The following is a 24,105-nucleotide window of genomic DNA, read 5'->3' on the forward strand; positions in this document are numbered from 1 at the left end:
GCTTTTCAGTAACCCATTTGTCGCAATCATTTTTCAAATTGGTATTACATATAGCAATCCTATTTTATTTGTGAAAACCAAGAGGCAAAGATCCCCGACTTCTTTAAGAAGTCGGGGATCTTTTGATTCACGAAGGATGACTTTTGACTTTAGCGTAGCTGTATTAGGCAATCACACTAAAATCGCTGCTAGTCAGAGTAATATCACTATTGCCTAAATAAGCAAACTCAAAAACTGTTCCTGTACCCAAGACATTACCATCTTGGTTATAGAATAAGCTGCCGGTACTTTGGCTATAAACAATCCGCGCACTACTAGCGTTGACCAACTCATCATCTGTAACAACTGCAAAGTCAGTTAAATTCTGTCCCGCACTATTAGTAATAGCCTTGAAAGTATTTTTACTCAGCACAATCTTATCTTGCAGCACTTCAAAACTGCTAATATGGTCAATGCCTAAACTGGCAGTAAAAACACCATCGCCTTGGAATAAATATTTATCCTTACCAACACCTCCGGTAAGCACATCATCACCAAGTCCTCCCCAAAGGGTATCATCACCCGCTAACCCTTGCAGTTGGTCATTACCATTACCACCAGTCAAAAAGTTATTCAGTGTATTCCCCGTCAGACGGTCATTACCTGTACTACCAATGGCGTTTTCGATGACGTTATTGGCAGAGAGTGTGAGTTTGAGGTTGCTATTAACTGTTTGTGTTGTAGTGATTCCTAAATTGAGAGTACTCGCAAGGGTAGTTTCCCGGAGGTCAATAGTATCAGTTCCACCTGTGGTTGTTTCGACAATCTTATCAGTACCTAAAACTGTCGTGGCTGTAAATATATAGGTATCATCGCCATTTCCACCTGTAAGGGTATTATTAGCACTATTACCTCTGAGAATATTATTGCCTGCATTTCCTGTACCGTTAATTGCTGCTGTTCCTGTGAGGGTGAGGTTTTCGACGTTAGTGGGTAGGGTTGTAGTAACGGAGGTAACGAGAGTATCGGTAATAGTTGTAGTAACGCTTGTGGTTGTACCAAGAGTAGCATTTATCGGAGATGTCAGCCTTAAAATAAAGCTCTCATCTACTTCATTCAGAGAATCATTGAGAATTGGAATATTGATAACTTGACTGGTGACACCTGGACTAAAAGTTAAAGTTCCGGTAGTGGCTGTATAGTCTGAACCTGCTGTGGCTGAAGCATTAGCAGTTGAATAATTAACGGTAATAGTTTGGCTACTAGGGTTAGTGAGAGTGACAAGATAAGTCACATTTTGAGGATTAGTGTTGCCTTCGATAATAGTCTGACTAGAAGTGAGATTAATCGTCGGTCGTAAATCATCATTAACTATGCTTCTCGTTAGACCTGTTGTCGTGCCAATTTTGTACTCGCTACCAGCAGCTAGAGTTAAAGTCACGTTTTCATTAGTTTCAAAAGTGGTGTCTGCTATTGGGTCAATGGTGAGTGTGGCTGTACTTGCACCAGCCGCAAAGGTAATTGTCCCATTTGTAGCTGTGAAACTAGCAGCACCTAATTGATGGTAGTCGCTATTAAATGTCGCTGTGCCACCAACACTATAGTTAACTGTTAAGGGGTTGATATTGCTGCCGCTTCTGGTAAAGGTGTAAATTAAATTGTTGCTACCATCTTCGTTGACGCTACTTGATGAGACGGAAAGGGTGATGCTTGGCAAATCATCATTGACGATGGTTCCGGTTAACGCGGTTGTTGTAGCAATTGTGTAACCACTACCATCAGCCAGAGTTAAAGTCACGTTTTCATTAGTTTCAAAAGTGGTGTCTGCTGTGGGGTCAATGGTGAGTGTGGCTGTAGTAGCACCAGCCGCAAAGGTAATTGTGCCGGTTGTAGAGGTAAAACTGGTAGCACCTAATTGGCGGTAGTCGCTGTTAAATGTAGCTGTGCCACCAACGCTATAGTTAACTTTTAATGTATTGGTGGTGCTGCCGCTTCTGGTGAAGGTGTAAATTAAATTGCTGCTGCCATCTTCGTTGACACTAGTAGATGATAAGGCAAGACTGACGGTTGGATTACTGAGAATATTACTACTACTGACAATACTGCCACTGATAAAGTACTGTCCCAAACTACCGTAATCAGTGTAGCCGGTTGAAAGTGGATCTCCTTTACCGACACCATCAATAGCGAGATAATAAGTTCCGGCAGTAACTGTGGTGGCGATCGCAGCAGATAATAAATCAGTGGGATTAGACGAGGCAATTAAAGTCCCAGCAGAATTATATAACTTTGCCAATATATCTAAGTTAGGGCCGCGACTAAAGGGATCAATTGTCAAATTAATCGCACCTGCACCTGTGACGAAACTATAAAAATCTACATCTGTGTTGCGTTCAATAATGCCACTACCACTGACAGATGTACCAGAAATAGTCAATGCTTTTGCTGTGGCAATTGTATTACCAGCATCGTCGGCTCGATAGCTAAAACCATTGTAAGTGGTAATAACTTGTAAATCATCTTCAGTATTGTTAGCAGAAGCATATTGGCCTTTACTCCACTGGGTTAAGTTCTGGTAATACCCTGCGCCCATGATTGCAGCCCAGCCAGTAACACCGCTACCCTGTCCCCGATAGTATTCTTCTGCGGGGCTAATTCTGCCATCATGTTCCAGTCCCAGAGTGTGACCTACTTCATGGGAAATCGCTTCAGCAACGTATTTTTCGTTATCAGACAAGGTGTCACTAAATATAAAGGCAGGAGTATCACTATTCCAATTAAATGAATCTAAAAAAGCTACTCCTCCAGCCCCACTAGCATACCAATCATTACTGCTACCACCAATCACAACCCGCACGCCCCAGCGAGTATCTGTAGAACCGCTCTTAATTAAGTCATTAATATCTGTTGGGGCTTGGGTGGTAACGTTGACATTAAATGGGCTGAAATCCTCAGCTACACGTTGCCAAATATACTGAATTCGTTCCAATTCCGCCGAGCTAAAAGATGCTGTATTGCCATCAAAATCAAAAGCTGGAGTGACAATATTAGACCCTCCTAGATAATCTGTATTCCAATAAGTTCCAGTAGTTGTATGTCCATTGAAATCTAAATAAATTGTCTGGTTAGCTCCCGCCAAACTATTCAAGGAGAAAGTCTTGGTTAAATCTAAAACACCTGATGCAGGTTGGGCTACTGCTGACTGTTGCGCGTTGACTAAATTTAAATCGACTGGCGCAAGCATACAAGAAGAACACCTGCAAATTTGAGCATGTGCCTTACTGCCTTGAAGAGCTTGCAGCAGTGTAGGTTGCAAGATAGATGTAGGTGCTAGGTCGGTTGAGCTATTATTAAGAACTAAATCAGCAAAAATCGCCCCTTTGTCGCCAGAGGAGTCTGTTGGTTGAACCGCACCATGAATAAAATTGCCGATTTCTGTTAATAAAACAGCTTTGATTGCTGCTGGTGTCGCTGTATTAACAAAGCTTTCAGACAAATAAATTTTGTTAGTACTACTGACATAACCTATCTGAGTATCGTCAAAAATACTATTACTAATAATTTCAACTTCTGGAAATTGACTAAAATCCCCAGCTTGCCATTGAGAACGCAAATCATTGGCAGTCGTACGGTTGTATTGATTGCCAAAAACTGTCTCAAATAAATTCCAGAAGCTCTTTAAATCAGAAAAATTGCTAAGTTGAGTGTATGTTAATGAAAGAGAAGAATTCAAAATATTATTCATAAAATTAAGACCTACGCAACTATCACAAGCGATAGGTAATTGAGGTTTGACTATTGCTTGTCAAAGTTGCGTGAGCCGGGAACTACCTGTTTAAGAGCATCTATAGGAATACGGTTTGATTCCTGAATCTAGTTGTGTGGGTGTAGGGAATGGGGAGTAGGGAGTAGGAAAGAAGCCTGATCTGGGTGTACTGATTTTTTTTAGAAATCAAATATGATTCCTATGTGAATTAGCTATTCTTGTCATGACAGTTGCAAACTCAATATGAAGAAATTACAAAACAGATTTTCAAAATACTGATGTATTCGGCTACATTCTAATCCTGCCAAAACCTGTTTGCCTGAGTTTATCTACTATTATTTTGCGGCTGTTCAATAGATGATGATGTTATGAATTTGCAGCAAGATTTAAATAAATATACGCAATTTGCCAAGGCTGATATAAAAACTTGCAGATGAATTAATTTATTTAATTACTTTCCACGAGTTATTGTCTAAAATTAAGAGTATGATTTTAGCGTAATTCAGTCAGTAGAAAACACTAGCTTAGGTAAAAATACAGTTTGGCTAGTCAATTTTAGCGAAAGTGGAATCAAAGTCAGGAAGATTGCGAAAATAAGTCTGGTGCAGATAAACAGAATGAAGCGCCGATAAACAAATTATTGTTTAGAACAACAGAGATAAGGGAGACAAGGATGACAGGGTAGACAAGGGAGAAATATGTTTGTAAATTATTTAGAATTGCTATATGGCGTTTCTTATTCTAGTGAAGTACAAGCAAGAATAATTAACCGCAGATGAACGCAGCGAAAAGTTGCGTGGGCGGCTCTGCCGACTTGAGCAAACTTTTCAAGACAGATGGACGCAGATAAATTTGTACCTCAGTAGACTAGTAAATGCTATAACTCAAGATATCTTTAAATGAGTCTTGCATTATGCCTATATGTGATGGTTTTATTCAGGCACTTAGTTAAAGTAAATGCGTCACGATTAATCATGATTAATGATTAATATCAAGAGGCCAGAATGAAAAACGCAATTATTACTAAAACACTCATAACATCTGTTAGTTTGTTAGCTTTGTTTGCACCTAGCCAAGCCTCGGCTCAACTAGTACCCCAGCCTTGGGTTTCTGTTGGTAGTAAAGAGGGTGATGTAACTTATGCTGTGGGCGCGAGAGCTTTAAACTTGGGTGTGGAAGTGGGAAATGGCCCTGATGGTGCGACGGGCGTAGATGTGTTGAAGTTTATTAATTTGCCCGTGATTTCTCCTTATGTTGGCTTGGGATTATATTCGCAAGATAAGGGTGTGGCTGTTTCTGGTGGTGTTCAGGTGGGTGCAACCAAAAATGTTTTCGTGGGGGCAGGTTATAATTCTGTGAGAGGTGTGAATGGGCAGTTAGGAATTAGATTTTAATTGTTTGGGAAAATATAGGGTATTTTCTAGTAAAATACTCTGTTTTGATTATTTAATTTGGATTTATTGCTAAAATATTGCTATAGCTTTTAATTATAACATTAATCTTTAATTAATTAGGGTTTCTAAGATTCAGCCAGGAATTAGTTTACTTAAGTTTCTCAATATTTTAAAATTTAATTAAGGCGGCGATCGCTAGACAACATTTCCTGGCAATTCTTCTATGATGCTCGGTAATTGGTCGGGAATTAGAAATTTAATTTCTGGGCAAATATGATCCTGCTCAGTAGTAGGCTGGCTTAGGGCGATGATTGTAAGTGATGAATTGTAGCAGTGCTTCATCATAAACTGCTACAGACATATATTTACTGTCTCAAGATTATACTTATCTAACAGGCATCCCTGTATGGAACAAGGGTTAAGGTTACTTATCCAACTCGTGCTAGAGTTTGCACCTGTAGTTGTCAACCTAGTACAAAAAAGAACAGCAGAAGGTTTGACGACGACAAATTCTCAAATACCGCAATTTATCGAAGAGGTTATCGAATTTGTTAATAGTACAACTAATGTTAAAAGTGCCGAAGATGGATTTCAGCAAGAAAAACTGCTGCAACAGCAATTAGCAGTTTATCAACGAGAAACACAAATACAAATAGCCCAACAGCAAAGAGATACATCTCTTCAGTTACCCGAAGTTAATAAAGTTTTAGATAGTTGGCCGTTAAGATTATATCCTTCGCAAATTTTAGAGACTCATAATACACAGACAAATATTCCTCTGAAAATTTTTCTGGCTCCTCCCCAAATTAAGTTTGACCAATTTGACTGTTATCCTGAAGAAATTTCGGAAGTAGAAAGAATTTTAGCCGAAGGTATCCGAGTATTTATTAATACTAATTATTCTCTCCATCATCCAACAAGACCAACAGAATTTTTAGCAGGTGCTTGGGATAGTAAGCGTTTTCATAGTGAATCTAGTATTAAAGCTTTGTTTAGTTTATTAAAAACAGAGCCAATTTTGATTTTAGAATCAGACCATGATGGAGATTATTTAAATTTTCGCATTGCTTATTGGGGTTTAGGGCAGGAAAATTATTTTTATAAAACTATCTCGCGTTTACCATATAAAGAGATTTTACAAGAGTTTGCTAAAAGTCGGGCATTAGAGTGGAAAAAAATTAGGGATGAATTAATTAATTTAGGGGAAGATTTAGAGGAAATCAATCAACTAGGCGGTGATAATGTCCATAATTTAGCTCTTTTAGAAAAGACTGAAAAATGGCAAGCCAAAGGAATTGATATTAGTAAACTGTCGTTGAAGTACCAGATAAATCAGGAGGATATTGCTAAATTTTGTCAGGTATTAATCACCTGCCATTGTTTAGTTGCGGCTTGGGTAGCAGATGCTTATCACTTAGTTCATCATGATGTACCGCCATTATTGCCAGAGTTATTACCTAGTTTTCTTAAAGATAGGCTGGACTTGCCGACGGTACAGGCAATGTCAGAAGATAATATTTTGCAGGTATATGCCGCAGGTTATCAGCAGGTTTATCAAGCTCTAGCAAAGGAGCGTCGATATTGGGTTCCGGAATTAGCTTTGCAATTAGCCCAGAGTTTATCACATTTACCCGATCGCACCTGGGCAGCAGAACAAGTAGATTATTCGATTAATACTTGGTTGGAGTTACGTCAAGTGGCAACTCAGGCATTTCCCAATGCTCTAGAAGCCATGCAATCTGCCATCAACGTCGAAGATGAGGAATATATCTACAAACTCCAAGAATATTTTATCGCAGTGGGCGATCGCCAAAGTGTTGCCGCTACAGAAAAAATTTTACAAGCGATCGCCACCCTCAAACACAAACGCCACCTCGAATCTCCCGAACTTATCTACACCTTAACTGATCATTCTGGTAAAGTTGCATCGGTGGCTATTAGTCCCGATGGCGAAACTGTAGTGAGTGGCTGTGCAGATCAAACAATTAATATCTGGAATTTACAAACCGGCAAACAAATCAGAACTATCTCCGGGAATTTAGGCGAAGTTTCATCGGTGGCTATTAGTCCCGATGGCAATTTTTTGGCGGTGGGGAGTTGTCAACATCCCAAAAGTAACGTCACAGTTTGGCATTTACAAACTGGTCAGTTAATTCACACCTTATTAGGACATCAAAGACCAGTCAATGTTGTTGATATTAGTCCAGATGGGCAGATTCTCGCTAGTGGCAGTAATAAAATTAAAATCTGGAATCTCCACAAAGGCGATCGCATTTGTACACTTTGGCATTCTTCATCCGTTCATGCTGTAGCCATCAGCCCTGATGGTGGCATTCTCGCCAGTGGTAGTTCCGATAGCAAAATCAGACTGTGGAACCCCCACACAGGTGATCCCCTCCGCACCCTCACAGGTCATACAGGCGAGGTAAAATCAATAGCTATGAGTCGGGATGGGCAACTGCTGTTTACTGGGAGTACTGATACAACCATTAAAATTTGGCATTTACTCACAGGTAAACTGTTGCAGACTCTCAACGGTCACTCAGATGAAGTCAAATCAATTGCCTTGAGTCATGATGGTAAACTGTTATTTAGTGGTAGTAGCGATCGCACAATTAAAATCTGGCAGATTGCGACAAATGAAATTCTCTACACCCTCACCGGACATTCAGGAACCGTCAATTCTCTCGCCCTCAGTCCCGATGGTAAGTTGCTTGTGAGTGGTAGTTCTGATAAAACCATCAAAATTTGGCAACTGACAGCCAGGATAAAGCAAGGCTAAGTAATACCAATTCGCAATGACGCTCGCAGGCTCGCTAACGCAATTCGCAATTAAGAAATCTAGCTCAAGTAAGACTTTCCTGATTTCTATCTGTCGCATTCTTCTTTCAAATTGGTATAACTTCAGAACTTACGCAGAATCATGAAAAAACGAACCACAAAGGGCGCAAAGGACACGAAGTTAAGAGGATTCGAGAGAGTTTTTGCGTAAGTCCTAAACTTAACGAACCGCCAAGTGCGCCAAGGACGCAGAGAGAAGAAAGCACCAAGCAACTGGTGTGCTAATTCCATTCGTCGGGGGCTAGTAGTCTGCCAAGAGAACTTTGTGTGGTGGCTGGCAGAGGGGCAGAGGGGCAGGGGAGAGAGTACCTTCATTCCCCCCTGCTCCCCCTGCTCCCCTGCTCCCTTACAGGGTCTACACAGCAATATTGGGTTGGTGGACTACTAGGTGCAAGATATGTGTATGAATAAAAAAGAGCCGATGCTGTCCAGAATAATTTCAGCACCAGCTTTAGTTGTATATATCCGCAGGGCGGTTAGGGAAAGGGAAATTTGTTAGTAATGAGTACCTGTTTTGCGGTGATTAATTGCTGTGACTGCATCTGGCTTGATTAATTTACCGTTGTCAACAGTGGCGTAAACTACCCAGTGGTCGCCGCATTCCATACGTTGTTCAACGGAACATTCGACGTAAGCAAGAGCATCGGTCAGAACGGGACAGCCATTATCAGCAGGAGTAGTGCCGAAAATGGCAAATCTATCTTCACCGGGGGCGAAATTCTTGCGGAAATGCTTCATGTATTCTTGTTGATTGCCTTCCGCCAGGATATTTAAGGCAAACTTACCGCCAGGATACATCAAAGATTCTATGGCGCGTTCTTTGGCGATCGCTACAGTTAAACCCGGTGGGTTAAAGGTGGCTTGCGATACCCAAGCACCCAACATTCCGGTAGAAACATCGCCTTGCTTGGCAGTAATCACGCAAACTGAACCCACAATGCGCCCAACGGCTTGTTCTATAGGGGTTGCAGCTTGTTGGGGTACGCGGATTTTTTTCGCCTTTTTCAAGTTTTGGGCGAAGTCTGTACCGAGTTCTTCGCAGAATTTGAGGGTAACATCGTCGGGTTTGAACTTAACTTTTAAAGTTTCAAAACCCAGGCGATAGCCAGCATCGCGCAATTTACCTTCAATCATTTCGACAGCTTCACCACTCCAGCCGTAGGAACCGAAGACACCCGCAACTTTGTTGTTATCGCCAACTTTCAAGACAATACCTAAAGCGGTGTGAATAGGTGTAGGTGCATGACCGCCGATAGTAGGGGAACCGATAATAAAACCATCTGATTTTTCGACTGCGGCTTGGATTTCTTCGGGGGTAGCAAATTCGCAGTTGATTGATTGAACTTCTACACCGCCTTTGGTTAATCCGAGGGCGATCGCTCGTGCTAAGGTGGCAGTATTGCCGTAAGCTGAAGCGTATAATAAAGCCACCGAAATTTCTCGATTTCGTTGCGAACGGCTCCAGTCGCTATATGCTTTGGTCAGTTCAATCAAACTACTGCGAACAATCGGCCCGTGACCAACTGCATACATCCGTACTTGGAAATCAGAAATTTTTTCCAAAGCTGATTCGACGTGCTTCGCTTGGGAAGCCATCAAACAGTTGTAATAGTAGCGTTGGTCTTCTTTGATTTGTTCCCAATGGTCATCAAAAACATCCTCACCGCAGATATGTGCGCCGAAAAGTTTATCAGTGAACAAAATTTGGGTTTGCTGGTCATAAGTGCAGAGGTGTTCCGGCCAACGAGGGTTAGGTGTGGGGAAGGATTTCAACACATGACCCTTACCTAAATCGAGGGTTTCTTTCCCCCGCATTACCAAAATATTTAAACTATCATCAGGGAAAGCTGCCTTTAAATTAGCCGCACCAGGAAGAGAACAAACAAAGGTAATTTGTGGAGCTACTTCCAGCAATGTTTTTAAAGTTCCCACCCGGTTGGGGCTAAAATGTCCCAGGATGACGTAATCTAATTTTTTCAAATTAATGTTCTGCTGTAATGCTTCCAAAAAAATTGGTGTGAAAGTATCAGCAGGTGGGTCAATAATCGCCGTTTTATCACCTTCAATCAGATAACAATTAGAGGTTGTACCTCGTTCTAATGCGTATTCAATTTCAAACCGCAGACGTGACTTACTACGCGCTCTGAGAACTTTGATGTTGGTCGCAATGGGAGAAACCTGTACGTCACGGGGTTTGGAATCGCTCATAGGTGTTGGTTGATGTGGAGATAAAAAGGGCAAAAACCGAGCTTTAACGGATTGAATAAAATCTGTAAAAGACATGATGAAGTATGAAGTATGAAGTGTGAAGTGTGAAGTATGAAGTCTAAAGTCTGAAGTGTGAAACATTATTGATGCGGTAAATGGCAGATGAATGAGGTACAAATTGAAAGAACAAAGCTATATACCAATACGCTTCAGTTAAGAGAATGGTAGTAACCCAACAAAGTATGCGTGAATGTTGGGTTCCGTTCCTCCACCCAACTTACACCAGTCTAAGTTGTTGCCTTAACTGAAATGTCTTGAGCTATATACTGGAAAACTTTCAACTCTGTTCCCTCTTTCAGACTTCATAATTCAGACTTCAGACTTCAGACTTGATTTAGTAATAGTTCCCGACTTTGCGATGGCGGACTGCGGTTAAGCCATCGGGTTTAGAAACACGACCGTCTTGGACTGTGCAGTATAAAATCCAGTGGTCGCTGCACTCCATACTACTCTGCACTTCACATTCCATATATGCAAGGGCATCTGTCAAAATGGGTGAACCGTTTTTGGCGGTTTGGGTTTTCACACCTGCAAATCTATCAGCACCGGGATGTAGACGCTTGAGGAAGTGCTTTTTCAGTTCTTGATAGTTGCCTTCTTCTAAAACGTTCAGCACGAAGCGATCGCCTACCTGCATTAAAGCATCAATGGCGCGGTCTTTGGCAACAGCAATTGTAAATCCTAATGGTTGCAAGCTGGCTTGACTAACCCAAGAAGCTAACATCGCACTGCTAACATCACCTTTTTTGGCGGTGACGATATACAGTCCGTTGCTAATTCTGCCTAGGGCTTTTTCCATGTTCACATCAAGGGCTTTGATTTGCTTGATGTTACGTTCGCGGGTGACGGCTTGTCCTAAATCTGTGCCGGCTTCTGTACACAATTGATAAGTAGAGGCGGTGGGGGCTTCTTTAATCCGAATGGCTGGGAAGGCTTCTTTCACACCGGAGTCGAGAAATTTCCGGCGGAGAGTATCGATTGGTTCATCATCCCCACCAAAGCATTCAAACAAGCCAAAGAATTGTTTGTCTTTAGCAACGGAAATTAAAGAACTAATACCAGCTTGCGCCGCAACTGAGGTAGAAGGCGGCATCCCAATGATAATACCTGCTGCTCTACCTGCGAGTTCTTGAATTTCTTGGGCTTCGGCGGTGCTGAGGTCAAGCATTTCTACACCCACACCAGTTTTTTGAATCCCTTCCGAAATGGCTTGACCGAGGCGATCGCTATAACCATACTCAGAAGTGTAGAATAAACCAACAGTGGTGAGGGCTGTGGCTTGTCTTTGGCTCCAGTTTTGGTAACACTCGGTGAGAATATCTAGATGATGATAAAGTAAAGGCCCGTGACCGTTTGCGATGATTTTAATCTTGCCGAGTTCACCCATGCGCTTCATCGCATTCAACAGCGATCGCGCATTTGGCCCCATCAGACAGTCATAATAAAATCTAAAGTCAGCTTCGATCGCTTCTAAATCTTCATCAAAGGTGCGATCGTCACAAAAGTGCATCCCAAAGGCATCGCAAGTATAAAGAGTTTGGGTTTTGCGATCAAAACTAAAAATGGTGTCAGGCCAATGCAAGTTAGGCGCACTCACAAATTCTATTTCGTGACCTTTGCCAATATCAATGCGATCGCCACTTTTGACAATTCGCTTGGAAAAAGGATCATGCACCAAACCTTCCAAGAATTGCAATGCAATTTTAGAAGCTAAAACTGTGGCTCGCGGTGCTAATTGTAAGACATCTTCCACTAAGCCGCTATGGTCTGGCTCTGTGTGGCTAACAATAATGTAATCAATGGTCTTGGGGTTGACGATACTTTTGAGAGTGTCTAAATACAGTTGGCGAAACTTCTGGTGAGAAGTGTCAATTAAAACTGTTTGTTCGCCCCGAATTAAATAGGAATTGTAAGTCGTACCGTTTTGCAGTCCGAATTCGATATCGAAGCGATCGCGATCCCAGTCAAGACAGCGAATCGCCGTGGTGTTTGGGGCAATTTCTACAGTTTGGACAGTAAGCCGATGCTGAACATTTTCTGCGATCGCTACCATTATTCGTCTCCGAGCGCAAGTTTTTAATAATCTTTCTCTGCCCCCATTGTGCGACTAAATCATTTTTAAAGTTGTAATGAAGACTAGTTTTCAAAATTTGGTAGTTGTATCAATTATTGCTGTTTTTCAGCATTATTTTTAACTCAGAATATTCCTTGTAAATCAGTCACAGTCAGGGTATCACGTTTTAAATGTTAATATTTATTGGCATAATTTAAAATCCCTAACATATCATACATAACTTATTTTTTTGACCAGATTTCCGTAACAAAAAGCATAGATTTCAACACCGATGTGTTTAAAATCAGAGTATGCTGTACTGATAATTTCGGATTTACTTTTAAAACATCTACTTACTCTCGGTTGTTAATATTTAATTTCTAGCTAACTTTGAGACAGAGAAAATAATGGCTTTATTAATGTGGGAATCTAATCAAGCACCTCTTGATCAGTTGACAAAGATCAGTGGGAAACCCTTTGCGCCTTTAAATACTGAATGGGTGAGTTGTCGTGTATGTGGTGCGTGGATGCAGTTTCTTGGTCAGATTGACTTAGAAGCAACGATCATAAAAGAGATTTGCGATCGCAAACAGCTACTCCTTCTATTTATGTGTAGTAATAACCCTGGAATGTGTGATGAATGGGATGCTGATTTGGGAGGTAATGCAGCAATACTAGTTTCTAAAACTAACCTGACAAGTCTTGAACCACCTTGTGATCAAGAAGAGTTTCTTTCAGAAGAAATTTTGTTAACACTGGATGAGTGCGACGATTCGGCAGACACTTATTGTGATATTTTGAACCAATTTCAATATCAAATATGCGGCAAAATTGGTGGTGAACCTCTGTGGATTCAAGATGATGAAACTCCGATTTGTAGTTGTGGAGCTAGGATGAAGTTTGTAGTTCAGTTGGAACCCAGTACCGCATTCAATTTTGGTGATTCTGGTTCTGGATATGGCTTTGTGTGTTCAGTATGCCAACAACAGGCGAAGTTTCTTTGGCAATGCTACTAAATAGCTATTTTTCTGAATACAGCCAAGTATTTATATGTATACATGAATAGCGTTGGGTGCAAGATGTAAAGTGAAAGACTTAATGACAGGATGTTTGAAATATCATCCTGTCATTAGATCCCCCTAAATCCCCTTTTCAAGGGGGACTTTGATTCTAGTTCCCCCCTTTTTAAGGGGGGTTAGGGGGGATCGAAATGCTACTAGGCACCTTTATCAGACTTGTGTGTACACCGTAGCTTTTTAAGGGGGGTCAGGGGGGATCGAAATCCTGTTAGAGAATAAAGATTATCTATCTTGTTGCGCCCAAATGCGGGTGGGAAGACCCCAAACATAGATAAAGCCTTCGGCGGCTTTGTGGTCAAATTGGTCTTCTGCACCGTAGGTGGCTAAGTCGGGTGTATAAAGGGTGTTGTCACTCCAACGACCGACTATCGTGGCGTTACCTTTGAACAACTTCACCCGCACTGTTCCTGAGACACGTTCTTGAGTTTTTTGAATGAACGCGTCCAAAGCAGCTTTGAGGGGACTGTACCACAAACCGTTGTAAACCAATTTGGTGTAAGTGTCTTCAATACCGCGCTTATATTGGGAGACATCTGCGGTTAAAGTTAAGCTTTCTAAATCGCGGTGTGCGTGAATTAACACCAACATAGCTGGTGATTCGTAGATTTCCCGTGATTTGATTCCTACCAAGCGGTTTTCAATCATGTCAATACGACCAATGCCATGATTGCCTGCTAACTCGTTGAGTGTTTCAATTAATTCAACGGGGTTTTTAGCTGCACCGTTGACAGTGGTAGGGATACCCTGAGTAAAACCAATTTCAATATATTCTGGCTCATTGGGGGTATCCGCGATCGCTTTCGTCATCTGATAAATTTCTTCTGGGGGTTCGGCGGCTGGATCTTCCAACACACCCGCTTCAATACTGCGACCGAGCAAGTTTTTATCAATACTGTAAGGCGAAGACTTTTTCACAGGTGCGGGGATACCGAACTTTTCCCCGTAGGCGATGGTTTCTTCCCGGCTCATGCCCCATTCCCGCGCGGGTGCTAAAATTTTGAGGCTGGGATTTAAGGCAGCACAGGAAACGTCAAAACGTACCTGATCATTACCCTTACCAGTACAACCATGTGCGATCGCATCAGCACCATATTTCTCGGCTGCTTCTACTAATATTTTGGCAATTAAGGGACGAGCCAGCGCCGTTCCCAAAGGATAGCGATTTTCGTAAAGTGCATTAGCTTGAATCGCGGGAAAAGCGTAATCTTTAACAAAGCTGTCTTTGACATCAATTACCAGAGACTCACTAGCACCCGACTTGAGAGCCTTTTCTTTGATTGGCTCTAATTCATCTCCCTGGCCTAAATCTGCGGCGAGAGTTATCACCTCTTCCACACCCCACTCTTGCTTGAGGTAAGGAATGCACACAGAAGTATCTACACCACCTGAATATGCTAAGACAACCTTTTTGGCGCGACCCATTGGTTTCTCCAGTTAGGAAAACAAAGAATGACACAATATTATATCGGACTAATACAGGTAGATTTGCTGGTGTTGTGCGATCGCCCCAATGGTTATATCAATTCTCGATGACATAAAGAAATACAACGCTGATAGATTCAGGAGTATTTCAGCTTGCCCCAGTCAGTGATATTCCATAATTAAAATACAAGAGACAGTGGAGGCGCTCATGACTATGCAGTTATTAAGACATAAATTTACAGTGCCGCAATATCATAAAATGATTGAGTCGGGTATTCTCACAGAAGATGACCGGGTGCAACTGATCCGAGGAGAAATTGTTGAGATGTCGCCTATTGGGACAAAACACGCTGCTTGTGTAAAGTGTTTAAATAAAATCTTGTCTACTAAGTTAAGGGATAGAGTTCTCATTGCTATTCAAGACCCTGTGGAACTAAATGATAATTCACAACCACAGCCAGATGTGGCATTACTCAAACCTCGTGATGATTTTTATGCAGATGCACACCCCCAACCTCAAGATATTTTCTTATTAATTGAAGTGGCTGATTCGACAATAATTTATGACAGGGAAGAAAAAATTCCTTTATATGCAGAAGCTAATATAATTGCGGTTTGGTTAATAGATATTAATGAGCAAGTTGTTGAAGTTTATCAACAACCAACAGCTACAGGATATGAGCATATACAAAAGTTTGCTGGTGGTGAAACTTTATCAATTCCAGGGTTTTCTGATGTCACAATTACGGTCAATGAAATCTTTGGTAGATAAATCACGGGTTCTATTTTTGTATCGCGCAAAGGCGCAAAGAAGAGCGTTAGAGGGATGTTCATGTTCAAAGGCTGAGGCTTCAAGTATAAATTACCTCCTGCCTCTGGTTGGTGAGCGTAGCCGAACCACCGCCTCCTGCCTTTAATTACTGTGCTACACGCCAAATTTTGATGGTATTATCCTCGCTACCACTGACAATTGTCTTACCATCAGCCGTAAAACCAACAGATGTCACGCTATCTGCATGGCCTGTCAAGGTATTCATCACTTCTCCTGTGGCTAAATTCCAAAGTTTGATGGTACGATCGCGGCTGGCACTGGCTAAGATCATCCCATCTGGGCTAAAGGCGACACAGGTAACGGTATTAGCATGGCCTGTAAAGCTGCGAAGCACTTCGCCTGATGCAACGTCCCAAAGTTTAATGGTGCGATCGCGGCTGGTACTGGCTAAAGTTGTACTATCAGGACTAAAGGCAACTGATGTGATTGTATTCGTATTACCCTTGAGGGTGCGGGCTGGGTCATCTTGATAAAGATGCCAAAGTTTAATGGTTTTATCAAAACTCCCACTAGCTAAGTTACGCCCATCGGGACTAATAGCAACAGAACGCACCCAAAATTTATGTCCTTTCAGGGTGCGAATGAGTTTTCCTGTGCCTAAATTCCAAACTTTGAGGGTGTTATCATCGCTACCACTGACCAAAGTTTTACCATTAGGACTAATAGCTAATGCCTGAATTGAATCGGTATGTCCTTCTAAGGTGTAAACGATTTTACCTGTTGTCAAATTCCAAACTTTAATAGTTTTATCATCACTTCCACTCACTAAGGTTTTGCCATTAGGACTAATAGCCACAGCATTAACTTTTTGCGAATGTCCATTCAGGGTTAAAATTTCTTTTCCTGTGGCAATATTCCACATATTAATTATCTTCTCCCCTTCGCCACTGCTGGCAATTGTTTTGCCATCGGGACTAATGGCCACAGAGACAACAGATTTTGCTGTACCTTGGAGAGTATTAGCTAAAGCAATATTTTTAACTGGAATATTCGGTGATTGACCAAAAACAACTTCATTTTGAGAATGACTATAATTGGTTGGCTTGAGTTTTGATAACAAAATTGCTTGAATTTGGCGATATTGTTGATACCAAGTATCACTAAATCCAAATAATAAAACAAAAGCTGCTGCTAAAACTAAGATTTTTACAAAAGCGTATTGAAATGAAAAAGTTGATTTTGGTTGAGTTACGGTAAATTTGCCTGATGATTGACCTGCTGCTGGTAAGGCGCGTGGTAAGGCGGGAATTAAATCTTTAATCACTTCATCGGCTGACTGATAGCGTTGACTTAAGTCTTTTTGCAACAACTTATTCATGACGTTATCTAATTCTGGCGACAAGGGACTCCGCAAATATTGTCGCCAACTGTTTGCCCAGCCATAACCATGTTCCATCCACAATTGAAACGGGGATGTTCCTGTTAGCAGATGAAAACAAGTAGCCCCCAAACTAAACAAATCACTGGCTGGATAAGCTTTGCCGTCTCGAATTTGTTCTAGTGGGGAATAACCATGCGAACCAATGGATGTGCCACTTTTATTTTTGACTTTTTCGGTTAATTGTTTAGAAGAACCAAAATCAATCAAACTGAGTCGCCCATCATACCGACAGCGAATTAAATTTTCTGGTTTAATGTCACGGTGAATTACACCGCGATCGTGAATAAATTTAAGTACAGGTAATAAATCAAGTAAAATAGCTTGAATTTCATTGGCTTTATAAACTCGGCGTTGTTGTAATTCTTTTAACAAGTTCTGCCCATTTATAAATTGTTGGACTAAATACAGGCATTTATCTTGCTCAAAGTAAGCAATTAGTGTGGGAATTTGGGGATGTTCGCCAAGTTCTTGCAGTCGTTTTGCTTCTTCTGCAAATAACTCCATTGCTTTTTTTTGCGACCAAGTTCCTTGAAATTTTGGTGCTAATTGCTTGATTACACAAAGTTCATTGAGTTTATCGGTATCTTCTGATAAATAAGTTCTGCCAAATCCCCCTTCATCGGAAAGCACCCGAATCACCCGGAAGCGATTTCGTAACAGTGGTACTAAGGGAGTGCCACAAGTCTGGCATAACTGCTTGCCTTTGGGATTTAGGGGATTTGGGCAATCGGGATTTAAGCAGCAGATCATTATCTGACAGGCGCGACTGCATAAAAATTTTTACTAAGTTAACCCCGATATTTCCCTTAATTACTATTGACTCTCTCGAATTTATGGTAGATCCCTCTGGTGATGGGGAGTGGGGAATTAATTATATAGTCAATTTTGGTAAATGCTCATCAGTTTTCTTCAAGCTTAGAGGATGTTTTAAAAGTCTTATTGTTGGTAGCCATCACAACCAACCACTTTTCAAACACCCTTTTAGAAAACTACGAGAGTCATGAGATGAATTTTATCGATTATATATTAACTTGCTCTCCCAACAAATGACATTCGTTATTGATGAAGTCATGTTAGTAACAAATAAAACTAGATTTTAGGTGCGATTACTTGTCACGCTAATAGTTAAATCAACAGAAAGTCAGGGAATACTAAGTGTAGATTACTAGAGAAAGAGTATAGCAAATTGCTGATTACTGAGTATAAACGTAGTATTTTCAGGAGTTTCAGCCATTAACATAGTCCTCATCTATGCCGCAACTGCTATATTTCCCAACTCTTGCCCACAAATTTAGATTTTAGGATTGATCAACTAACTATGCTTGTTTCTTATGATTTAAATCTAGTAGTTCTCTCAATAATCATTGCGATTATCTCAGCTTATACATCTCTAGATTTAACAGAAAGAATTGCAAAGGCTAAAGGGTGTGCTTGGATTGCTTGGTTAATTGGTGGTGCGAGTTCCTTTGGACTGGGCATTTGGTCGATGCACTTTGTTGGGATGTTGGCATTTAATCTAACTGTACCTATCAGTTATAACTTTTTGATTGTTTTAGTTTCTGTCTTGCCTGCAATTTTCTCATCAGGGTTTGCCCTGTGGATTTCTAGCCGCAAAATACTGGCGCTTCCCAGCTTGTTAGGTGCGAGTTTTATTATGGGGATGGGTATTACGATGATGCACTATACCGGGATGGCGGCAATGCGATCGCCTGCGATCGCTCACTATAATCTCGGATTAGTCGTACTTTCCATCATCATTGCAGTCACAGTATCACTAATTGGTTTATGGTTAACCCATTATTTGCACAATCAAGAAGTCGTTATCTGGTGGCAGAAACTCATCGCAGCAACATTAATGGGCATAGCTGTACCGATGATGCACTATACAAGTATGGCGGCGATCGATGTTCACAGCATTAGACCATTATCTGGGGATTTTCCGGCACTCAACACCACTTGGCTTTCTTCGTTGATTAGTGCTGTCATCTTTTCGATTTTAGGTTTGGCACTGGTAACTTCTTCGGAAACAAAAGTTATTGACCGCACTAGAGAGCTTTCTTTGGCTTTGACGCAACTTCAGGAATCACAATTGCAACTGATTCAAACTGAGAAAATGTCAAGTCTCGGTCAACTGGTGGCTGGAGTCGCCCACGAAATCAATAATCCCATTAACTTTATTTATGGCAACCTCCAATATTTAGAAGAACATAGCCACAATTTGCTGAAAGTTGTACAGCTTTACCAAAATTCCGGGGCGCAAATTCCCAAGCAAAACCCGGAAATCGATTTGGCATTTTTGCAAGAAGATTTACCCAAGATAATGGAATCGATGAAAATCGGTACTAGTCGCATTATGGAAATTGTACTGTCGCTGCGTAATTTCTCCCGCGTGGATCAAGCTGAATATTCCCTGGTCGATATTCATGATGGGATTGATAGTACATTGTTGATTTTGCAACATCGTTTAAAGGCTTCATCAGAACGTCCAGCCATTAACATAGTCAAAGATTATCAGCAATTACCTTTGGTGGAGTGCTACGCTGGACAACTGAATCAGATGTTTATGAATATCTTGGCAAACGCCATAGATGCCATTGAAGAACTCAATCTTCAGCAAACTGAGCAAAGTTTTGCAGAGCGTTTTTACCAAATCACCATTCGCACTTCAGTCATCAATTCTGAATGGGTACAAATTGCGATCGCTGATAATGGTACCGGGATTCCTGACAATGTTCTCAAACAAATTTTTGAGCCATTTTTTACCACAAAACCCGTAAGTAAAGGTACAGGCTTGGGAATGTCAATTAGCCATCAAATTGTGACTGAAAAACATCACGGTAAGCTAGAGTGTTTTTCCACACCCGGTAAAGGCACAGAATTTGTCATTCAAATTCCAATTCAACAACAATAGGACTTACGCCATAAGATGAAAAATCCAGCGTAAGTCCTAACAAGCATAATCAATGTTTTGTGGGCTAAGGTTTTTGGGTGGCGATCGCTAATTTTGCCCCTTGGACTTGTCTGACTTGATCCATCACCGCCACCACCTTACCATGTGTGACTGTTTCATCCGCATTCACAACCACTAATGCTTCTTGGTTATCGCCAACTAAAGTCCGCAATTGTCCGGCTAAAGCATCAACGGTGGTGGGTTGACGGTTGACACTCACCACTCCATCTTTATCAACTGTCACAGTAATTTTGGCAGGAACTTGCTGCTGTTTGGCTGTTGCTGCTTTGGGTAAGTTAACTGGCAAACCTTCTGAGCGAGTTAAAAATAAGGTTGACATAATAAAAAATGTCAAAATCGCAAATATCACATCAATCATCGGTACGATGTTGATTTGCGGTGGTAAATCTGGCTCATCTTGTAGACGCATAGGTTCTGTCTCCTCGTTCATAGCGGCGGCGATAGAGCAGTTCTAATTGTCCACCATATTCTTGCATAGCGGCAATTTGGCGTTGATATAAACCCCGAAAGGTGTTAGCAAATAAGAGTGTAAAAATAGCTACAATTAATCCTGAAGCTGTGGAAACCAGCGCCTCACTAATACCTGCGGTCACTCCGGTGGTTTTTGTACCCCCCACATCACCCAAGTTTAAAGATGCAAAAGACACAATCAAACCCAATACAGTACCTAATAAACCTAAAAGTGGCGCTAATCCAATAATTGTATCAAACATATTTTGAAAGCGTTTGAGAACCGGAATTTCGGCTTGGGCTTCACTTTCTAAAGCCAGACGAAATTCTTCCGGGGTGGGTTCTTCTAGTTGCAGTGCAGCTAAAAAAATGCGGGCTACTGGCAAGTCTGCATTCTTTTGCAACTTATCCAACGCACCAACCACATTATCCAGGCGGTAGAGATTCAAAACTTCGCGGACTACACGATTTTGCCGAGTATTAACCCGATACCAAAAGCGCACTCGCTCGATAATTAATGCGATTCCCACCACACTAAACGCCAGCAGTGGCCACATCACTACGCCACCTGCTACAAACAATTCATACATGGGCAATATCTCTAAAGAACTAAATGGACAACGTTACAGTTAGATTAATAGTTTACAGCACTAAATGATATATCTTATCAATAAGTACCCAAAAAAATCAAAAGCTCCATCAAGTTAAATTTTCTTTTGCTGACATAATCATTCATATCGCCTCCAATTTTAATTAGCTAAAAACCCTATAAATCAAGGATTTTTCAAGGACGCTGTAGATAACAGTGGACTCAGGCTTTTTGGTAATGAATTGCTTGACTTTGACGACAGCTAGTTTTAACTGGGATCAATAACTAATAAGAACTTGCAACAAATTCTGAGATTACCCATAAATCAATACAGTTCAGTTAAGGCAACAACTTAGACTGGTGTAGGTTGGGTGGAGGAACGGAACCCAACATTTTCAAGGCTTTGTTGGGTTACGCTATCGCTACACCCAACCTACTATTCTCTTAACTGAACCGTATTGACCCATAAATCTCTTCCTCACTCCTCATGACCTACTTCTACAAGTGGTTTATAAATCAAATTTGTTGACGTACTGTTTATTCTTGTGCATCTATGGCTAAACTATTTGACTCGATAACCGAAGAACTGCAAGAGTTCATTGCAGCCCAAAACCTGTTTTTTGTAGGGACTGCACCTCTGAGTTCTATGGGTCACGTTAATTTATCCCCCAAAGGTCTTGATTGCTTGCGAATCTTGTCACCTCACCGAGTAGCATACCTCGACCTGACAGGTAGCGGTAACGAAACTTCCGCCCATCTGCAAGAAAATGGTCGCATTACCTTTATGTTTTGCGCCTTTGTCGAACCACCAAGAATTTTACGACTTTATGGTAAAGGATACGTAGTTTTACCGAATTATGCTGAATGGGACTCGTTATCTTCGGTGTTTCCTCAGATACCAGGGGCTAGACAAATTATCGTCGCTGATATTGAGATTGTGCAAAGTTCCTGTGGTTTTGGTGTTCCTCTTTATGAATATCAAGGTCAACGCCAAACACTAGTTAATTGGGCAATTAAAAAAGGGGAACAGGGAGTGAGAGAATATCAACAACAAAAAAATAGTATCAGCATTGATGGTTTACCCACACCTTTGAGCCAATTACAGCAGAATGCAGGAGTCAGCAGTCAGAATACAGACTAAAAACAAGCTAGATACTGAGTTTTGACTTTATAAATGCTGTATTCCAATCGCGGGGAATCTGTTGTATGTTTAGGCAAAATTAGCATTGCATCGATTTCTATTTAAACCGCGCCCAAAAATCCACAATCAGAAATTTATTGTCAATTATCCAGAGTCTAAAAGGCTAGATTTTTAACTATTTACTGTGGACTTTTGTCAAAAATAACCTTTATCCAGAGAATTTATGATTTTGGGTTAGCTAATGCGGTGATTTATCCCAAATATCGGCAAAAATCTCTATCTATTAGTTGCCTTTTTGGCTGATATTCATGATTAAATTTATGGTGAAGGAACTATTATATGGTGTGCGTGTCTTGACGTAATGATTTGCTACGAATTATGATTCGAGTTTATTCCGGATCAACCGGTACGGTCTCGAAAATTAGTGCAAGTAAATTCAACTGTCGCTCTAAATAATCACACGCATGAGATTACGCTTATTTCTACTTGGCGTTGTCAGTATTTTCCTGCTTTCTTCTCCAGCAAAAGCCTCTCGCTTAGAATCTTGGAGTTTTGATACAGCCCAAAATCAACTTAACATTACTACTGTCTCTGGTGTGAAGCCTAGAGCATTTTTAATACAAAATCCCACAAGGTTAGTTATTGATCTTCCGGGTACAAAACTGAATACAAATACAATTCGGAAAAACTATGGTGCGACAGTCCGGGAAATCCGTGTTGGTAAGGTTGACGATAACACAACTAGACTAGTAGTTGAACTAGCACCAGGATACACCGTAGACCCTGCTAAGTTATTGGTTCAAGGTGATTCTTCAACTCATTGGATAGTAAAATTCCCCTCAGTGGAACGGGTTCAAAATCCCAATGATGATAATGTTTCTGCTTCTAGCAGCGAAGAACAAATTCCTGTTGCTGTTAGTGATGTTTCTTTGTTTGCAGGAGTTGTACCTTTAGGTAAGGAAATACCACAATTGCGATCGCGGGTACAAGCATTAGCATCTCGGTATCGTTCCCTTGACCCAGGATTGTTTTTTTTAGATTTAGATACAGGTAACTATCTCGATTTCAATGGTGAGAAAGTTTTTCCCGCCGCTAGTACTATTAAGTTTCCAATTTTGATTGCCTTATTTCAAGAAATTGATGCAGGTAGAATCAAACTAAATGAAACCTTGGTAATGCGGCGTGACTTAATCACTGGCGGTTCAGGAGAATTTCAATATAAACGTGCTGGAACTCGTTTTAGTCTGTTAGAAACAGCAACTAAGATGATTACCATCAGTGATAATACTGCTACCAACATGATTATTGACCGCTTAGGTGGTAAGGCTAAGTTAAATCCGCGTTTTCGTAGTTGGGGACTGCAAAACACTGTTGTACGGAATTTACTTGGTGACTTCAAGGGTACGAATACAACCAGCGCCAAAGATTTAGTTAGGCTGTCAGCGTTGGTTGCGAATAATCGCTTGTTGAGTGATTCGAGTCGTGGCCGTGTCTTAAATATTATGCAGCGTGTTCATAACACCAAATTATTACCGGCTGGTCTAGGGAAAGGTGCGGTAATTGCTCATAAAACCGGAACTTTAGGCATTGTACTAGGTGATGCGGGAATTATTCAAATGCCCTCTGGTAAGCGTTACTTAGCTGGAATTTTTGTCAGAAGACCTTTTAATGATTTGAAAGCGAGAGATTTTATTAATCAAGTTTCTCGTATGGTTTATGGCTATTTAGACCAACCCAGAGTAGCCACCACCGACAAGCCGGAATCATTGTGATATCAATCGTATTTGATTGGTGAAAATCGAGAGGCTCAGATCCCCGACTTCTTCAAGAAGTCGGGGATCTTTTGGTTTATGAATGATTTAGGACTGCTATAACAAGTTTGCGAGCCTGATTACGAACTACGAATTAAGGATTAATTTACACAGGGTTATAAGTGAAC

Annotated in this window: 14 protein-coding genes; 7 read left to right on the forward strand and 7 right to left on the reverse strand. The window is 41.0% G+C overall.

Features of this window, described 5'->3' with window-relative positions; all coding sequences use genetic code 11:
• Window positions 1–163 precede the first annotated feature (163 nt).
• On the reverse strand, window positions 164–3,724 hold the full coding sequence (locus H6G77_RS09960) for a Calx-beta domain-containing protein (RefSeq protein ID WP_242049181.1): 3,561 nt from the start codon (window positions 3,722–3,724) through the stop codon (window positions 164–166).
• 1,025 nt (window positions 3,725–4,749) lie between these two features.
• Here H6G77_RS09960 and H6G77_RS09965 point away from each other — a divergent pair.
• Window positions 4,750–5,139 (forward strand): hypothetical protein, encoded by a 390-nt coding sequence (locus H6G77_RS09965; protein ID WP_190592835.1) that lies wholly within the window; start codon window positions 4,750–4,752, stop codon window positions 5,137–5,139.
• Window positions 5,140–5,545: 406 nt separating this feature from the next.
• Window positions 5,546–7,921, forward strand: a complete 2,376-nt coding sequence (locus tag H6G77_RS09970) for a WD40 repeat domain-containing protein (protein ID WP_190871481.1) — start codon at window positions 5,546–5,548, stop codon at window positions 7,919–7,921.
• A gap of 554 nt (window positions 7,922–8,475) precedes the next feature.
• Here the strand turns inward: H6G77_RS09970 and H6G77_RS09975 are convergent.
• Both H6G77_RS09975 and H6G77_RS09980 read right to left on the reverse strand, forming a co-directional pair.
• Window positions 8,476–10,188, reverse strand: coding sequence for a diflavin flavoprotein (locus H6G77_RS09975; RefSeq protein WP_190593500.1), 1,713 nt, complete (start codon window positions 10,186–10,188; stop codon window positions 8,476–8,478).
• Between the two features lie 394 nt (window positions 10,189–10,582).
• Window positions 10,583–12,301: a diflavin flavoprotein gene (locus H6G77_RS09980; RefSeq protein WP_190593502.1), complete on the reverse strand. Its 1,719-nt coding sequence runs from the start codon at window positions 12,299–12,301 to the stop codon at window positions 10,583–10,585.
• A 407-nt stretch (window positions 12,302–12,708) separates the two neighbouring features.
• Between H6G77_RS09980 and H6G77_RS09985 the strand changes: the two genes are divergently transcribed.
• Window positions 12,709–13,317 carry a hypothetical protein gene (locus tag H6G77_RS09985; RefSeq protein WP_190871482.1) on the forward strand — a complete coding sequence of 203 codons (609 nt, stop codon included), beginning with the start codon at window positions 12,709–12,711 and terminating at the stop codon, window positions 13,315–13,317.
• Between the two features lie 285 nt (window positions 13,318–13,602).
• Here H6G77_RS09985 and H6G77_RS09990 read toward each other — a convergent pair whose 3' ends face one another.
• On the reverse strand, window positions 13,603–14,802 hold the full coding sequence (locus tag H6G77_RS09990; RefSeq protein ID WP_190871483.1) for an argininosuccinate synthase: 1,200 nt from the start codon (window positions 14,800–14,802) through the stop codon (window positions 13,603–13,605).
• Window positions 14,803–15,010: 208 nt separating this feature from the next.
• On the opposite strand from H6G77_RS09990, the gene H6G77_RS09995 reads away from it, so the two are divergent.
• The gene (locus tag H6G77_RS09995; protein ID WP_190675139.1) at window positions 15,011–15,574 is read left to right on the forward strand and encodes a Uma2 family endonuclease; all 564 of its coding nucleotides are present in this window, start codon (window positions 15,011–15,013) and stop codon (window positions 15,572–15,574) included.
• Between the two features lie 145 nt (window positions 15,575–15,719).
• Here H6G77_RS09995 and H6G77_RS10000 read toward each other — a convergent pair whose 3' ends face one another.
• Window positions 15,720–17,765, reverse strand: a complete 2,046-nt coding sequence (locus H6G77_RS10000; RefSeq protein WP_190871484.1) for a serine/threonine-protein kinase — start codon at window positions 17,763–17,765, stop codon at window positions 15,720–15,722.
• A 568-nt stretch (window positions 17,766–18,333) separates the two neighbouring features.
• Here H6G77_RS10000 and H6G77_RS10005 point away from each other — a divergent pair.
• On the forward strand, window positions 18,334–19,926 hold the full coding sequence (locus H6G77_RS10005; RefSeq protein ID WP_190593509.1) for an MHYT domain-containing protein: 1,593 nt from the start codon (window positions 18,334–18,336) through the stop codon (window positions 19,924–19,926).
• Window positions 19,927–19,990: 64 nt separating this feature from the next.
• On the opposite strand, the gene H6G77_RS10010 is transcribed toward H6G77_RS10005, so the two are convergent.
• Both H6G77_RS10010 and H6G77_RS10015 read right to left on the reverse strand, forming a co-directional pair.
• Complete coding sequence (locus H6G77_RS10010) at window positions 19,991–20,395, reverse strand: biopolymer transporter ExbD (RefSeq protein ID WP_190593510.1); 405 nt, start codon at window positions 20,393–20,395, stop codon at window positions 19,991–19,993.
• A complete protein-coding gene (locus H6G77_RS10015; RefSeq protein ID WP_396019820.1) occupies window positions 20,379–21,026 on the reverse strand; it encodes a MotA/TolQ/ExbB proton channel family protein in 648 nt (215 codons plus the stop codon). The genes H6G77_RS10010 and H6G77_RS10015 overlap by 17 nt, the downstream gene beginning before the upstream one ends.
• A 552-nt stretch (window positions 21,027–21,578) precedes the next feature.
• Between H6G77_RS10015 and H6G77_RS10020 the strand changes: the two genes are divergently transcribed.
• Both H6G77_RS10020 and H6G77_RS10025 read left to right on the forward strand, forming a co-directional pair.
• Window positions 21,579–22,166 carry a pyridoxamine 5'-phosphate oxidase family protein gene (locus H6G77_RS10020; protein ID WP_190593512.1) on the forward strand — a complete coding sequence of 196 codons (588 nt, stop codon included), beginning with the start codon at window positions 21,579–21,581 and terminating at the stop codon, window positions 22,164–22,166.
• 464 nt (window positions 22,167–22,630) lie between these two features.
• A complete protein-coding gene (locus tag H6G77_RS10025; protein ID WP_190675132.1) occupies window positions 22,631–23,938 on the forward strand; it encodes a serine hydrolase in 1,308 nt (435 codons plus the stop codon).
• The last annotated feature ends 167 nt before the right edge of the window (window positions 23,939–24,105 follow it).

This window comes from Aulosira sp. FACHB-615, assembly GCF_014698045.1.
Classification (GTDB): Bacteria; Cyanobacteriota; Cyanobacteriia; order Cyanobacteriales; family Nostocaceae; genus Nostoc_B.